The sequence below is a fragment of the Aquimarina sp. AWH4_224 genome, from assembly GCF_056160245.1.
This window is the reverse complement of sequence record NZ_JBSWWU010000010.1, coordinates 98,288-114,670: the sequence shown is the minus strand read 5'-3', so window position 1 is coordinate 114,670 and position 16,383 is coordinate 98,288. Positions and strand designations below refer to the sequence as shown.

Annotated in this window: 13 protein-coding genes; 5 read left to right on the top strand and 8 right to left on the bottom strand. The window is 36.7% G+C overall.

The genetic code is table 11. The annotated features are described in order from the left end of the window. Positions 1 to 14: 14 nt before the first annotated feature. The 7 genes from ACXAGJ_RS19135 to ACXAGJ_RS19105 form a co-directional block, all read right to left on the bottom strand. Positions 15 to 2,285: an aconitate hydratase gene (locus ACXAGJ_RS19135; protein WP_474842056.1), complete on the bottom strand. Its 2,271-nt coding sequence runs from the start codon at positions 2,283 to 2,285 to the stop codon at positions 15 to 17. Positions 2,286 to 2,485: 200 nt separating this feature from the next. Beyond that, entirely contained in the window at positions 2,486 to 5,263 is a 2,778-nt protein-coding gene (locus tag ACXAGJ_RS19130) for a bifunctional aconitate hydratase 2/2-methylisocitrate dehydratase (RefSeq protein WP_474842201.1), read from the bottom strand. Positions 5,264 to 5,888: 625 nt separating this feature from the next. Further along, the gene (locus ACXAGJ_RS19125; protein ID WP_474842055.1) at positions 5,889 to 6,326 is read right to left on the bottom strand and encodes a hypothetical protein; all 438 of its coding nucleotides are present in this window, start codon (positions 6,324 to 6,326) and stop codon (positions 5,889 to 5,891) included. 118 nt (positions 6,327 to 6,444) lie between these two features. Further along, the gene (locus tag ACXAGJ_RS19120) at positions 6,445 to 7,401 is read right to left on the bottom strand and encodes an AAA family ATPase (RefSeq protein ID WP_474842053.1); all 957 of its coding nucleotides are present in this window, start codon (positions 7,399 to 7,401) and stop codon (positions 6,445 to 6,447) included. 1 nt (position 7,402) lies between these two features. Further along, the gene (locus ACXAGJ_RS19115; protein WP_474842051.1) at positions 7,403 to 8,875 is read right to left on the bottom strand and encodes a peptidylprolyl isomerase; all 1,473 of its coding nucleotides are present in this window, start codon (positions 8,873 to 8,875) and stop codon (positions 7,403 to 7,405) included. Beyond that, positions 8,859 to 9,707, bottom strand: a complete 849-nt coding sequence (locus ACXAGJ_RS19110; RefSeq protein ID WP_474842049.1) for a peptidyl-prolyl cis-trans isomerase — start codon at positions 9,705 to 9,707, stop codon at positions 8,859 to 8,861. Before ACXAGJ_RS19110 ends, ACXAGJ_RS19115 begins: the two co-directional genes overlap by 17 nt. Before the next feature lie 3 nt (positions 9,708 to 9,710). After that, positions 9,711 to 11,666 (bottom strand): peptidylprolyl isomerase, encoded by a 1,956-nt coding sequence (locus tag ACXAGJ_RS19105; RefSeq protein WP_474842048.1) that lies wholly within the window; start codon positions 11,664 to 11,666, stop codon positions 9,711 to 9,713. A gap of 171 nt (positions 11,667 to 11,837) precedes the next feature. On the opposite strand from ACXAGJ_RS19105, the gene ACXAGJ_RS19100 reads away from it, so the two are divergent. The 3 genes from ACXAGJ_RS19100 to ACXAGJ_RS19090 all read left to right on the top strand — a co-directional run bounded on the left by ACXAGJ_RS19100 (position 11,838) and on the right by ACXAGJ_RS19090 (position 13,169). Next, positions 11,838 to 12,293: an SRPBCC family protein gene (locus ACXAGJ_RS19100; protein WP_474842046.1), complete on the top strand. Its 456-nt coding sequence runs from the start codon at positions 11,838 to 11,840 to the stop codon at positions 12,291 to 12,293. Between the two features lie 41 nt (positions 12,294 to 12,334). Beyond that, positions 12,335 to 12,574, top strand: coding sequence for a hypothetical protein (locus tag ACXAGJ_RS19095; RefSeq protein WP_474842044.1), 240 nt, complete (start codon positions 12,335 to 12,337; stop codon positions 12,572 to 12,574). A gap of 79 nt (positions 12,575 to 12,653) precedes the next feature. Next, a complete protein-coding gene (locus tag ACXAGJ_RS19090) occupies positions 12,654 to 13,169 on the top strand; it encodes an OmpH/Skp family outer membrane protein (RefSeq protein WP_474842042.1) in 516 nt (171 codons plus the stop codon). Between the two features lie 69 nt (positions 13,170 to 13,238). Here the strand turns inward: ACXAGJ_RS19090 and guaB are convergent, their stop codons facing one another. Beyond that, complete coding sequence (guaB, locus tag ACXAGJ_RS19085; RefSeq protein WP_474842040.1) at positions 13,239 to 14,714, bottom strand: IMP dehydrogenase; 1,476 nt, start codon at positions 14,712 to 14,714, stop codon at positions 13,239 to 13,241. 315 nt (positions 14,715 to 15,029) lie between these two features. Between guaB and ACXAGJ_RS19080 the strand changes: the two genes are divergently transcribed. Then, positions 15,030 to 15,812 carry a phosphatase PAP2 family protein gene (locus ACXAGJ_RS19080; protein WP_474842038.1) on the top strand — a complete coding sequence of 261 codons (783 nt, stop codon included), beginning with the start codon at positions 15,030 to 15,032 and terminating at the stop codon, positions 15,810 to 15,812. Positions 15,813 to 15,983: 171 nt separating this feature from the next. Beyond that, positions 15,984 to 16,319 (top strand): hypothetical protein, encoded by a 336-nt coding sequence (locus ACXAGJ_RS19075; RefSeq protein WP_474842036.1) that lies wholly within the window; start codon positions 15,984 to 15,986, stop codon positions 16,317 to 16,319. Positions 16,320 to 16,383: the final 64 nt, after the last annotated feature.

Here is a 16,383-nt window from a genome sequence, read left to right as displayed (position 1 = left end):
TCTATCTACGTTCTCTACACGTTCTGTTTTTTGATCAGATTCAATGCTGATCCTTCTTTAAACCATTCGATTTGAGAATCATTATACGTATGATTTAATTTGATGGTATCTGTTGATCCATCTGCATGTACAATTTCCAGAGTGAGTTGTTTCCCTGGTGCAAATTGATCCAGATCTAAGAAGTTAAAGGTGTCATCTTCTTGAATCAGATCATAATCATTTTCGTTAGCGAAGGTTAATCCAAGCATTCCTTGTTTTTTAAGGTTGGTTTCATGGATTCTTGCAAAAGACTTTACGATTACTGCTCGCACTCCTAAATGACGTGGCTCCATAGCTGCGTGCTCTCGAGAAGATCCTTCACCATAGTTGTGATCACCTACTACGATCGTTGGCACTCCGGCAGCTTTGTAAGCTCTTTGCACATTAGGCACCCCGTCGTATTCATTATTCAATTGACTCTTAACAAAGTTTGTCTTTTTATTATATGCGTTTACTGCACCTATCAAACAGTTATTAGAAATGTTATCCAAATGCCCTCTGTAACGTAACCAAGGCCCTGCCATAGAAATATGATCGGTAGTACATTTCCCAAATGCTTTGATTAGCAACTTGGCTCCTGTTATGTTTTTACCATCCCATGGTTCAAAAGGAGTCAATAATTCTAAACGCTCTGAATTAGGATCTACGACTACTTCTACATTAGAACCATCTTCTACAGGTTCCATATACCCATTTTCCTTTACTTCAAAACCTTTTGGAGGTAACTCCCATCCTGTAGGCTCATCCAGCATAACCTCCTGTCCTTCTTCATTGATCAGCTTATCCGTCATCGGATTAAAATCCAAACGCCCGGCTATAGCTATTGCAGCCACCAACTCTGGCGATGCAACGAAAGCGTGTGTATTTGGGTTCCCATCTGCACGTTTAGCAAAGTTTCGGTTAAAGGAATGTACAATACTATTTTTTGGTGCATTCTTAGGATCTTCATAACGCCCCCACTGCCCGATACACGGACCACAGGCGTTCGTAAATATCTTAGCGTCTAACTTTTCAAAAACACTTAGAATACCATCTCTATCTGCAGTATAACGAACCTGTTCAGATCCAGGGTTAATTCCAAATTCTGCTTTTGTTTTCAATCCTTTATCCAAAGCTTGTTGTGCTATAGAGGATGCTCTGGACAAATCCTCGTAGGAAGAGTTGGTACAAGAACCAATAAGTCCCCACTCTACCTGTATAGGCCAATCGTTTGCCTTAGCTTTTTCTGTCATCTCACTACCTGCCGGAGTAGATAAATCAGGAGTAAACGGACCATTCAATAATGGCATTAACTCAGATAAATTAATCTCAATAACCTGATCAAAATACTGTTCTGGATTAGCGTACACTTCAGCATCACCAGTAAGATGTTCTTTTACTGCATTGGCAGCATCCGCAACATCAGCACGGTCTGTTGCACGCAGGTATCGTTCCATAGAGTCATCATAACCAAAAGTTGAAGTGGTAGCACCTATTTCTGCTCCCATATTACAAATGGTTCCTTTACCCGTACAAGACATAGCTGTTGCTCCCGGGCCAAAATACTCTACAATAGCCCCTGTTCCTCCTTTTACAGTAAGAATTTCGGCTACTTTCAGAATCACATCTTTTGGTGCAGTCCACCCAGAAAGTTTTCCAGTTAATTTCACACCAATTAATTTAGGAAATTTCAATTCCCATGGCATTCCTGCCATCACATCTACGGCATCTGCTCCACCTACTCCAATAGCTACCATTCCTAGTCCGCCGGCGTTTACCGTATGAGAATCTGTACCGATCATCATTCCTCCTGGGAATGCATAATTTTCTAAAACTACCTGATGAATAATTCCTGCTCCTGGTTTCCAGAAACCGATTCCATATTTATTTGAAACTGACTCCAGGAAATTAAACACTTCACTACTGCTGTTTAAAGCAGATTGCAAATCCTTATCCGCCCCAAGTTTTGCTTGTATCAAGTGATCACAATGTACCGTAGTAGGTACAGCCACTTTATTTTTTCCAGCCTGCATAAATTGCAAAAGTGCCATCTGTGCAGTTGCATCCTGACAAGCAATACGATCAGGGGCAAAATCTACATAATCTTTTCCTCTAACAAATGCGGTTTCAGCTTTACCATCCCAAAGATGAGCATATAAAATTTTCTCTGCTAGTGTTAAAGGTTTACCGGTAACTTCTCGCGCCGCATTAACACGATCAGCCACTTGACTGTAGACCTTTTTTATCATTTCGATATCGAATGCCATATGACTTTTGTATATTTCTGTTATTTATTTTTTTGTATTCCAAGATACGAAATATACAAGGACTACGAAAAGGGATAAAGAATATAGAATCATTTTAAAAAAAGAAGCTGCTGCACTAGCGATAAACCAAAATAAAGGCCACAAAAAAAGCCTTAGTAGAGGAACTACCAAGGCTTTTATCGATGATTATAAAATCGAAATTATATAACTAATTGTTTTTGTGATGGTTTGAACTTAGTCAAAACAATACCGTCTACTGCCGCCTCATACTCTTCCATTGTAGGCGTTCTTCCTAAAATGGTTGATAAAACCACTACAGGTGTTGATGATAACAAAGACTCTCCTTTTTTCTCATTAGAGTCTTTTACTACTCTTCCCTGGAATAAACGTGTAGAAGTAGCCATTACCGTATCTCCTGGCTCTGCCTTTTCCTGGTTCCCCATACAAAGATTACATCCTGGTCGCTCCAAATACAGCATGTTTTCATATTTGGTTCTCGCCAAGCCTTTTGGTGCATTATCGTCGAATACAAATCCAGAGTATTTTTCCAGCACTTCCCAATCTCCTTCTTCTTTTAACTCATCAACAATGTTATATGTTGGAGGAGCAACTACCAAAGGAGCATTAAATTCAACCTTTCCTTGTTGTCCTTCGATGTTTTTCAACATCTGAGCCAATATTTTCATATCTCCTTTGTGCACCATACAAGACCCTACAAATCCCAAATCTACTTTTTTGGTTCCTCCGTAAAAGGATAGTGGTCGAATTGTATCGTGTGTGTATCGTTTAGAAACATCTTCATTATTTACATCCGGATCAGCAATCATTGGTTCTGCTATCTCGTCAAGATCGATAACTACCTCAGCATAATATTTTGCATCCGCATCAGGTTTTAATGCAGGTTTAACACCTGTTTTTACCTCCTGAATTCTTTCATTTGCTTTGTCTACCAGACCTTGAAGCATTTGCTTTTCGTTATCCATTCCTTTTTCGATCATGATTTGGATACGATCTCTAGCAATTTCTAAGGATTCTATCAAAGTCTCATCTTCTGAAATACAGATAGATGCTTTAGCTTTCATTTCTGCTGTCCAGTCTGTAAAGGTAAAGGCCTGATCAGAAGTCAAAGTACCAATATGCACCTCGATGATTCTCCCTTGGAATACATTTTCTCCTCCAAACTGTTTCAGCATTTGTTGTTGCGTAGCATGCACAACATCACGGAAATCCATGAAGCTTCTCATTTCTCCTTTGAAAGTCACTTTTACAGACTGTGGGATTGGCATGGTAGCCTCTCCTGTCGCCAAAGCCAAGGCAACGGTTCCTGAATCTGCTCCAAACGCAACTCCTTTGGACATACGCGTATGAGAATCCCCACCAATAATGATTGCCCAATCGTCGATGGTAATATCGTTTAATACTTTGTGGATTACATCCGTCATAGAGTGGTACACTCCTTTTGGATCACGCGCAGTAATCAACCCAAAGTCATTCATAAACTTCATCAATCTAGGAATATTCGCTTTGGACTTATCATCCCATACCGAAGCGGTATGACATCCTGATTGATATCCTGCATCTACAATTGGAGAAACCACAGTAGCAGCCATCATTTCTAATTCCTGCGAAGTCATTAACCCTGTAGTATCCTGAGAACCTACGATGTTTACCTCTACACGAACATTAGAACCAGCATGTAGTGTTTTTCCTGGAGTTGTACCTACCGCATTTTTATTGAAGATTTTTTCTACAGCAGTCAAACCTTGACCTTCAACAGAAATTTCTTTTGACGCGGCGTATACCTGAGGCACTTCAATACCTAAAACTTTACAAGCAAAGGTTTGTAGCTTCTTACCAAAGACAACAGCATAAGACCCTCCGGCTTTGATAAATTCTAATTTTTGAGGAGTTAATGCTTCGGAAATGTCTTTCAGTTCCTGATCTCCATTATATAGTTTTTTCTTCTTAGTATTAATAGTAAATACCGTTCCTGTCTCCACAGAATATACTTGTTCCAAAACTGGTTCTCCATCATCATCTACTACGGTGTTTCCATCAGCATCCTTTTTGGTAATCCAGTTTTTTAAATCAACTCCAATACCACCTGTTACTCCAACAGTAGTCAGGAAAATCGGAGCAATACCGTTGGTTCCTGCAATTACTGGAGCAATGTTAATAAATGGAACATATGGACTTGATTTCACTCCGGTCCACAATGCCACATTATTTACACCAGACATTCTTGAAGACCCTACTCCCATTGTTCCTTTCTCTGCCACCAACATCACACGTTTGTCAGGATGCTGCTCTTTGAGTGCAAGAAGTTCTTTTTGCATTTCTTTGTTATGCTCAAAGATAGACTGACCGTGTAATTCGCGGTCTGATCTAGAATGCGCATCCGCTCCTGGAGATAACAAATCCGTAGAAATATCTCCTACACCAGCAACATAGGTAACCACTTCAATTTCTTCATCAACTTCTGGCAATTGCGTAAAGAACTCTGCCTGAGCATAACTTTCGATAATATCTTTAGCAATTCCGCTTCCTTCTTTGTAAGCATCTTCCAAACGTTCTGTATCCGCTTCATAAAGGAATACTTGTGTTTTTAAAACCTTAGCGGCTTCTTGAGCAATAGCATCATCATTTCCTAAAGCCAGATCTAACAACACTTCAACCGAAGGTCCACCTTTCATATGAGACAACTGCTCAAAGGCAAAAGAAGAAGAGATCTCTTCAACAACCGCTTCACCAAGAATAATTTCTTTTAAAAATTTAGCTTTTACACCTGCAGCACTGGTTGTTCCAGGTAGTGTATTGTAAATAAAAAAGTGAAGTGAATCCTCACGATGTGCATTGTCTTTATCTTTGATTTGTGAAATAATTTCACTTAATAAGGTTGCTCCATCGATCGGCTTAGGGTGTAATCCTTGAGATTTCCTTTCTTCGATCTCCTTGAGGTAATCGGTATACGTGTTCATATAGTAAATAATAGAATTCTTTCCTTTTTCAAAATGTGTAATCACGCATAAACTTTTGTTCCACACTTTATAAAAACTTCAATACGTCGTAGACGATTATTGTTTCTTTAAAAGTTATAGGATCTGTAGCAAAATTTACATTGTCCTTACACCTTAACATGTTCATGCCTTATGAATTTTATCTCATCAAAAACAAGAACCTTAAACTTTTATCATGATTACTAGGGAGTATTCTATGTATTTGAAAGCTTTTTTTGTTATCGCAATCCATAATACGCCTTTTTATCATATCCATATTCTGTATCAAATACTGAATATTTTAGGCATTTAAAAGTCTTGCGAAAATACGAATTTTAGAAGATTTTATTAAATGAATACCCTTATTCAGATGTTTTTGCATTTTTCAAAAAATTAGGGTGTTGATTTCTTGAAATTCATAAATTCAGTTTGTTAAAACTATGAATTTTACAAAAAAATAGTGAAGAAAATAACACCCTCTCTTTGCGATTTACGAAAACGTTATAGTGAAAATCAAAAAAATCCTCAAAAAAACACCCATTTTTATCAAAAAGAAGAAAAGTGAAGACCATAGCTTCACTTTTCCATATTCTAAAATTTTAAAATCTTAACGCTTTCCAGAACGTCTTTTACCACTTCTTTTCTTCCTTTTATGTTTTAAACTCTCGTACTGAGCTAATTGCTCTTCAGTTAAAGTAGCTTTAAACGCTTCATTTTTGGCTTTCATTTCTTCTTTATGCGCTTTTGCCATAGCTTTTTGTTCGGCAGTCATTGTTGGCAATAGCGCTTTTCTTCTATCTCTTCTGGATAAATCTTTATTTGCTACAATAGCCAATTGCTCTTCGGTAAATGTAGCTTCCATTTTGGATTTGTGTGTTTCTCTTAATTCTTTATGGCTGTCGAGCTGGCTTTTTTGCTCTTCAGAAAGGTTTTGATAAAACTCTTTTTTCAATCCTCTACCTTTTTCTTCATGATTCTCAGACTGCGCAAATGAAGATAACACTACACCACAACTCAGAAAGATACCTACTATTAAATGTCTCATATACTATAACTTTTTAAATGTTTAGTTATAAGACTAAAAAACACATCATAGGTTTAATCTACCCGATAAAAAAATATAAGATTTTTAAGAATTGAGATTCGCTAAGCTCGCCTACAAATTAAAACAGGCTTTGAATAATATCTTCAACGCTTACTCCTTCGGCTTCGGCCTTGTAGTTTTTGATGATTCTATGTCTTAGGATTCCCATAGCAACAGCTTGCACATCTTCTATATCCGGAGAGAATTTTCCTTTTACAGCAGCATTCGCTTTTGCTGCTAAAATTAAATTTTGAGAAGCTCTTGGCCCTGCCCCCCAATCTACATAATTCTTTACCAACTCTGTAGTTGAATCTGCATTAGGTCTCGTTTTACCTACCATACCCACCGCATACTCAATCACATTATCAGCTACCGGGATTCTACGGATTAAATGTTGAAAATCTACAATTTCCTGAGCAGTAAACAACGGATTGATAGTTTTGGTAGCATCCCCGGTAGTATTTTTCACAACCTCTACTTCTTCCTCAAAACTAGGATACTTCAATTCTATAGCAAACATAAATCTATCCAGCTGGGCTTCTGGAAGTGGATAGGTTCCCTCTTGTTCTATAGGGTTTTGTGTTGCTAATACAAAATATGGTAAATCCAATTTGTAGTGATGCCCCGCAACTGTAACCGCACGCTCTTGCATGGCTTCGAGTAAAGCTGCTTGTGTTTTTGGCGGTGTTCTATTGATTTCATCCGCCAGAATAATGTTTGCAAAAACTGGCCCTTTGATAAATTTAAAATGTCTGGACTCATCCAATATTTCACTCCCCAGAATATCACTTGGCATTAGATCAGGAGTAAACTGAATTCGTTTAAAATCCAATCCCAAAGCTTTGGAAATGGTGTTAACAATAAGTGTTTTTGCCAATCCAGGAACACCGATCAACAAAGCGTGTCCTCCGGAAAAAATTGAAACCAGAATTTGGTCGATTACCTTTTCCTGGCCAATAATAGCTTTAGAAATTTCTTGTTTGAGTTGGGAATGTTTTTTAACCAGCTGTTCGATAGCCGCTACGTCGTCTGACATCTTATTTTTCTTTTTTTAACCAGTTACCGCTATACTCGCAGTCTCTGTAGTCGCCATTAACTTTTACATAAGTATCCATTATCTTTTCGTTTTGCCACTTTCGGATTGCATCGATTTGCTTTTTCCTAAGGGCCAATTCCTGAATTTTAAGATAGTCTTTGGAATAATCGGCAATATGCTCATCATATCTATTAAGTACTGTAATAAGCTTGAACTTTTTTCTTCCTTGACGATCTTGATCAGGAATTACCAATGAAACATCATTAGTTTTTAATTTTGATACTTGATCGTACAATATAGGGTCAATTTTGGTAAGTTCAAAACGGGTATCCCCAGTTGTTGGATTAATTAACTGCCCTCCATCTTCTTTAGTTTCTTTCTCATCACTAAATTTTCTAGCAGCTTCCTTAAAATCAATAGTTCCAGCTACCAATACATTTCTAAGTGAATCCACCTGTTTTTTTGCATTTTCGACACTGGTCCTGGTTACTTCTGGCACCAAAAGAATGTGTCTTACATCAATCTCTTCTCCTCGAATTCTATCTACCTTTACAATATGCCAGCCAAATTCTGTTTTAAAAGGTTCACTAACTTCTTCTTCCTGTAGACTGAAAGCTACATCTTTAAACTCTTTGGCAAAACCACTTTTTCTATCTAAAGTATATTTACCTCCTGTAGATTTGGAACCCGGATCTTGAGAATATAGTACTGCCTTTGTAGCAAAACTACTTCCGTTTTCTACAATATCTTCTCTAAATTGGTTCAACCGATCCACCACCTTTTGTTCTTCTTCTTCGGGTATTTCGGGTTCGATTACAATTTGAGCTAGCTCTACCTCGGTACCAAATAAAGGTCGTTCTGCTTCGGGAATAGCATCAAAAAACTCACGCACCTCTTCAGGAGTAATCTCAATATCTTCTATTATATTGGTACGCATCAACTCAGACAACCTGTTGGATTTGTTGATTTCAAAAAGTTCTTTTTTGAAATCCTCCACATTGTCTTTTTTATAATATCTAATTACCTTTTCAATTGTTCCCAATTCGTTAGTCATATATGCCAACTGTTGGTCCACCATAGAATTGATCTCAGCATCTCTAACCACAATACTATCCTGTACTGCATGATGCGCATATAGTTTGTTTTCGAAAAGACTTCCTGCTAATTCACAACGGCTTACATCTCCTTGCGAAACTCCTTCGCTTAACAATTGCTGATAAGCAATATCTATATCACTATCCAGGATTACGCTTTCCCCTATCACGGCAGCAACGCCATCTATTTTCGTTCTTTTGAAAGGTTCTTTAACAGGTTCTTTTACTATTTTTAAAGAATCTGTTGCAATCCCAAGAGTATCTATTGTTGCAGTAGAATCTACTACAACGGTATCTTGTATAACTTCTTGAGCAAATATTCCTTCTACACCTATGATAAGGACTGTAAAATATGCTGTAATCTTAATTATAGACTTCAAATTGTTTGTTCTCAACTGCATCTCTTGTAATATCTTTTTCTATTTTCTTAACCAGCTCTAGCTTTCTCTTGTTAAGTATTATTTGTCTGATTGTAGGTTTGATATATTCGATCGGGGCTTTTTCATTTCGTTTCAATACATCTTCAATCTTAATCATAAAAACTCCTGTAGAGTCCCTAAGTTGCATGTATTTTCCACTTTTTAGTATTTTATTTTTATCTTGTTTTTTAAGAATCGGTATCTTATTCAACAACTGATCCAAACGCACCCAAGTCGAATCATTTAGAGAAAACCCTAAATATTCAACCTGCTTGGTCACTAGTTCTTCTTTATCCTCTTCATTAAAACGATTTAATTGTCGCTTCGTTGCAACAATATTTCCATAATCAGGTGGCAAATGTAAGTAACGTAATTGTACTAACTCCTCATTAAGATTAAAATTTTCTAAATTTTGGTTATAATAAGCGATCAAATCCTCTTCGGTAATCTCCATATTTATGGATTTGTTGATCACGGCATTTTTATAGGCGTTGATATACAATGTACTTTGATAACTTTCTACCAGCTCATCAAATTCCTTAAGTTCTGCTTCGGTAAGATTTCTCTTGGCCTGATCTATAAAAAGTTGTCGTGTAGCCCAAGAATTGATATAGTTCTGCACAATGCTAACACTATCCTGTTTTGGAGTATTTGCCGGAACCAAAGAAGCAATATCCTCTTTGTACAAATAGGTTTCGTTAACCCTGGCAACCGCTTCTTTCTGTAATTGATTCCCGAACTTTTGGCAGGAAATCATCCCCAATATTACTAATGAAAATATGAAATATCTCATGAACTATTTTAACAACTCCTTTTTTACTTTTTTCAGCACTTTAGCATCAACTTTAACAGGGTATTTTGTTCGCAACTCTGCCAGCCAGCTCTTTTCCATGTTTTCTTGAAAATCATTAATCACTTCCCCTTTGATTTCTTCAAACTTTCTAACTCTTGAAGATACTATTTCTTTTACCATTATCAAAGTGATAAAATTCTCTTCGTTGGTTGTCGTAATTCCGTCTTTTTCTGCAACAAAGCCTTTTGGAAATTTATGCTCTCCTTTGATTAAATCTTCTTCTGAAAAAAGTACTATAACCGCATCGCCAGTATTCACTTGCTTCTTAATTTCTTCTAGAGGTTTTTGTTGCTTCAGCAGTTTTTTTACTTTTTCTATAGCATCTTTTCTAGTTGAAGATGCTTTTATAATCTTAAAAGTCTCTGCTTGTACATACTCTTCTTTTCTGGTATCATAGAATCGTCTTAGACCTGCACTATCTGTTTTTGCTACATTCCATATTTTGGTTTCCATCAGATCAAACAATAACAACCCATCTTTGTATTCATTAAAAACAGTAGCAAAATCAGCATTATCGTCTTCTAGATGTTCATCATAATACTCTAATAATGTTGTAGACTCAAATTGAGTAAACATTTCTTCTACAAAAGTATCTCCATCAACACTTATTCCAGCTCTTAATCTTTTATTCATAAGAAACTCGGCAAAATCTTGATAGATTACTTTTTGATCTTTTAACGAAAAAATCTCTTTGTTCAAATTTGCATTTTCCTCTATCGTCCACTCCTGATTAGAAATGGTATCTGGAATAATTTGTTTGAAGTATTCAAGTGCATCTTCATTACGGGATATCCCATACTTTTCCTTTAGGGAATTCATAAAAGACCTAGTCACCAGTTTGGATCTACTATCTCTTTTAACTTTACTGGTTAATTCTGCTTTTTGTTCTTCGAAAGATTTTGGAGGATGCTTTTCTATCAACTTGATAATATGCCAACCATATTTGGTTTGTATGGGTTGAGACAGTTCATCTTTTTCCTGAAGACCAAAAGCGGTTTTCTCAAATGTCTCTGAGTTTAATACTCCTTGACCAAAACGTCTTATTTTTCCTCCATCAATGGCTGTACTTGGATCATCACTATATTCTTTTGCCAAAGAAGCAAAAGACACTCCCTGACTAAGCTGTTGATTAATTTCTTCGATTCTGGTTTTGGCTTGATCGTCTGTTCTCTTCTCATTAATCGCCACCATAATATGGGCCACTGTGACCTCTCCCAAGCTTTTTTCGCGGTTATTCACTTTTACGATATGATATCCAAATCTAGTTCTAAAAGGTTCGGAGACCTCTCCTATCTTGGTTGTGAATGCTTCATTCTCGAATGGATATACCATTCTAAATACAGAAAACCATCCTAAATCACCCCCATTTTTGGCCGCAGAAGGATCCTCGCTATAGCTCTTTGCTATTTCTCCAAAATTTGCACCATCAACGACCTTATTTCTGGCTTCGATGATTTTATTGTAAGCTTTGAGCGTATCTTGTGGAGAAGCCGTGGGTTTCACCATAGTCAAAATATGACTTGCATTTATACGTTCTAAAGATCTATCATATGCCTCCTTAATTAAAGCATCAGAAGTTCTTGTGTCGGTAAGGTAACCCGAAGCTAGCTGTTTTCTGTACCCTGATAATTCTTTCTGATATTCTTTTTTTTGATCCAAACCTAAAGTTTTTGCTTCTTTAAGTTTCAACTTATAGTTTACGAACAAATCAAGATACTCATCTATATTTTTTTGCGAATCATCCTTTACCAGATCAATATTTTTGAGGTATACCTTTTTAAATTCTGAAATATAAACTGGTGTACCATCAACGGTAAGTAGTACTTCTTCTTTCTTCTGAGCATTAGCAAACCCAAAAAAAAGTAATCCTAAAAAAAAGACAAATGACTTTGTGTGCATGATTGATTTGTGATAAAGTCCTTAAACTGGACAAAAATAACAATATTAAGATGTTTTACAAGCTACAACATTTAACGAAGAGATTCCTTCAAATCGTATTTTCTTTTAATTTTTTTTGTCTTCTCCGTATATTGTATCCGCTTAACGACCTAACAAACAAAAAAACACAATATGGAGTATACCCTCGATATCGAAATCGCTCTGCCTAGAGATGAAGTTATTCAAAAATTCGACAGTGAAGAAAACCTAAAACATTGGCAAAAAGGTTTGATAAGTATGGAACACTTAAGCGGAGAAAAAGGCAAAACCGGTGCTACTTCTAAACTTACCTATAAAATGGGAAAGCGCGAATTAGAAATGATTGAAACGATTACGCTTGTTGATCTTCCTGAGGCGCTTCACCTTACTTTTGACGCCAAAAATGTGTACAATATCCAGGAAAATTATTTTGAGGAGCTCACCAATGGACATACTAAATGGATTTCTAAGAATGAATTTAAGTTCAGTGGTTTCATGAAATTTATGGGATTCTTAATGCCCGGAGCCTTCAAAAAACAGTCCTATCTATATATGCAAGCGTTTAAGTCCTTTGCCGAAGAGGGAAAAAGTGTTTTGGATCAAATATAAGCTTCACTTCATATCAATGTTTAATTTATTTTCTCTATCACTTGGAAAGAAAACTGAAACTTATTTGGGATTTTAGAGGTCCCGTTGCCAGTAAAACAGCTCAACATCATGAAATTCATCTCAAAGAATTCATCGTAGCTGAAAAGTTAACACTCAATATTACTGGTTTTGAGGAGCTCACCGACATGCATAGTATTGCCTTTATGGTGGTCCCGGAATCTGAAATGAAGAAGGTTCGTGATCTATTGAAACCGCATCGCGGACAAGTTTATTCTGAATAATTTGTAAAAATATCGGGATTGGTACGGATATTGTCAAAGACCTTATATATTTGCAAAAATTTAAAAATCAGAAAACAACATGAAAAAGATATTCCTAACCATTTTTGTTTTAGTAGTAAGTCTTCAACTTAGTGCTCAGTCGAAAACAGGAACCATTGACACTGAATTCGTTCTTTCTAAAATGCCTGAGCTTACAAAGGTTCAAGAAGACCTAAAAGCGTATAACAAAAAATTAGAAGATGAATTAAAAGTAAAAGTTGAAGGTTATCAAGCCAAAGTAAAAGACTATCAAGACAACGTAGCTTCATTTACTGAACCGATGAAAAAAACCAAACAAGAAGAAATTCTTGCTATGGAAACCGATATCGCTAAGTTTAGACAAAACGGTTCGCAATTGGTACAGCTGGAACAAAACAAATTATTACAACCACTTTACACAAAAATCGGAAAAGCGCTAGAGGAAATCGCAAAAGCAGAATCTTATACTCAAGTATTTACGATAACATCAAGTGGTTTGGCATATATCGATCCAAATTTTGACTTGACTAGAAAGGTGATGACGAAGTTAGGTATCAAAATCGAAGAAGGTAAATAAACCATTGCTATTTACGACACAAAAAAACCTGCTGATTAGCAGGTTTTTTTATACGATTATTTCAACTAGTTATCTTCTACTATAATTTGGCGCTTCTTTGGTGATAGTCACATCATGCGGGTGACTTTCATGAATACCACTTGCCGTAATTTTTATAAAGCGACCGCTATTCTGTAACGTTGCAATATCTTTGGATCCGCAATATCCCATACCTGCTCGTAAACCTCCAACAAATTGGTGAATACTTTCCGAAAGGTCTCCTTTGTAAGCTACACGACCAACAATACCTTCTGGTACTAATTTTTTGATATCGTCCTCCACATCCTGAAAATATCGATCTTTAGATCCTTTTTTCATAGCTTCTACAGACCCCATACCACGATATGTTTTATACTTTCTACCTTCGTAAATCACGGTTTCTCCTGGAGATTCTTTGGTACCAGCCAACAATGATCCCAACATTACCGTATCTGCTCCAGCTGCGATAGCTTTAGGAATATCTCCCGTGTAGCGTATACCCCCATCGGCAATTACCGGTACTCCTGATCCTTTGATTGCATGTGCAACTTCTAGCACAGCCGAAAATTGTGGAAAACCAACTCCAGCTACAACACGGGTTGTACAAATAGATCCAGGACCAATTCCTACTTTTACAGCATCAGCTCCTGCTTCTACCAAATACTTTGCTGCTTCAGCTGTGGCAATATTCCCCACTATGACATCAAGATCGGGGAATTTTGCTTTCACATCTTTTAAAACGGCAACTACTCCTTTGGTATGTCCATGTGCCGTATCGATAACAACCGCATCCACTCCTGATTGTACTAGCGCCTCGGCTCTATCTACTGCATCTCCAGTAACTCCTATGGCCGCTGCCACTCTTAATCTTCCCAAAGCATCTTTGTTAGCCATTGGATTAAGAGTTAACTTGGTGATATCTCTAAATGTGATTAAACCTACCAATTTATAGTTTCCATCAACAACTGGTAACTTTTCGATTTTATTATTTTGAAGAATTACTTCGGCTTCTTGCAAAGAGGTCCCTTCTCCTACCGTAACCAAGTTCTCACTTGTCATCACTTCAGAAATTGGTCTTTCATCGTTTTTCTCGAAACGAAGATCTCTGTTGGTAACTATGCCGATAAGTGTATTCTCGTCATCTACGATAGGTATACCTCCAATACTATGCTCACGCATGTTGTTTTTGGCATCAATCACTTTTGCATCCCTTGGTAAGGTAACCGGATCGATAATCATACCGCTCTCAGCACGTTTTACCTTTCGCACCTTGATCGCTTGTTCTTCTATCGTCATGTTCTTGTGCAGAACACCGATCCCTCCTTCTTGCGCCATGGCAATCGCCATACTGCTTTCGGTAACCGTATCCATTGCTGCAGAAACGATAGGAACATTTAGCGTAATGTTGCGGGTAAATTTTGTTTGAATACTTACTTCTCTTGGAAGCACCTCAGAAAAGGCAGGGACTAAAAGTACATCGTCGTAGGTAAGGCCTTCTCCAAGTATTTTGGACTCATGTGCTGTCATCGCAATTAAAATTTAATTGCGTGCAAATATACGTTTTTTTAAAGAATACTTCATGTTATCCTTATGTTATTTTTTTACAGGATTTTTAAAACCCTTAACAAGATTTTAGCCTGATATAAAGAATATCTGGATTTCAGTATAAGGCGACAATAAACATCGTTAAAAAACGTTATTTATCGACAAAAAGCGTAGTTTTATCAAGAAAAGTTAATTATTTATTAACAAAACTCGATTTATTAACATTTTTTTAAAGCAAAACTTGTATATTTCTATTGATCATTGATCACACTGCGTAAGTCCCCAAAATGAATCGCTATGAAAAAAATTATATCCCTATGGCTTGTATGCCTTTGTTGTCATACTTCTATTGCCCAATTGACTCCCAAATCAGAACATAAAAATGATTTTACAAAATACTACCAAACCGAACAATCAGTAAAGAAAAAGAAACTTACTGGTAGGTTAGTCCCTATTGCATTAATAACCACTGGAGTTTTATTGTCTACCAACGATTTTGAACAATCCTTACAAAAAGATTTGCGAAGTTCAATCGGTAATGATTTTAATACCAAAATAGATGATTATACCAGGTATATCCCTGTAGTACAAATGTATACTGCAGATATTTTGGGAGTTAAGGCTCAAAATCATTGGTTTGACCAAACAAAGATTTTGGTTTTATCTTCTTTATTGAGTAACGGTACCTCTACCCTTCTAAAAAAGGAAATTTATAAAAAAAGACCTGGGGATTATGCAGAAAACTCCACACATGCCAACTCCTTTCCATCTGGACATACCACCACTGCCTTTACTACTGCCAGCGTACTGTATGAAGAGTTCAAAGATACAAGCCCGGCTTTAGCATATAGTGGATACGCTTTTGCAGTGATGACTGGTGCTTTACGAATGATGAACAATGCGCATTACTTATCAGATGTATTAGTAGGAGCTGGAATTGGTATTTTGGCAACCAAAGTAGTGTACCATTTTGAATACTTATTCGATTGGAATCCATTTAAAAAATTAAAAGGAGTAGCATTTGCTCCTCAATACAACGATAGCTATGGTTTAGGTTTCTACTTTACCAAAGTGTTTTAATCACAGAATCCTTAAAAATGTTTAAATAATTGATAGAAAAGGGAAATACCCCCTGGTGAAAATCCGTGTTTTCCCTCTACCGCGTAAAAGCTATATCCAATAACTTTGGAACAAATATTGATGATACAAATAAAACAAACAATCATTAATTCTAAAAAAAGCAATACCAAAATGGTTTTTACACACAAAATAGAAAGCTATAACATTAAGATTATTAGCAACTATGCAGAAGGTGGAGGTTACCAAATGGGGTATGTGTACTTGTATGGGGAAAATTCAAAGTATTTAGGTTGCCTGGGGATTATCAAAAATGATAAGGCACTTCCTAAAAACAAACTGAAAGCAGACAAAACGTTTTTAGTACATTTTCACGAATCAGGTTTACAAACTATACTGAATACCTTCAAACAACAAAATCCTATTTTTATTCAATTTGATTCCAGGTCGCTACTGGCTTCATTGATGGTAGGAAAATACGAAGAGAGCGGTAATGATATTGCCGCGTAGACTAAAAAGGCCTTTACCATAAAGTAAAGTCTTCACTCTCAATTAACACATGGGCCAACCGTAA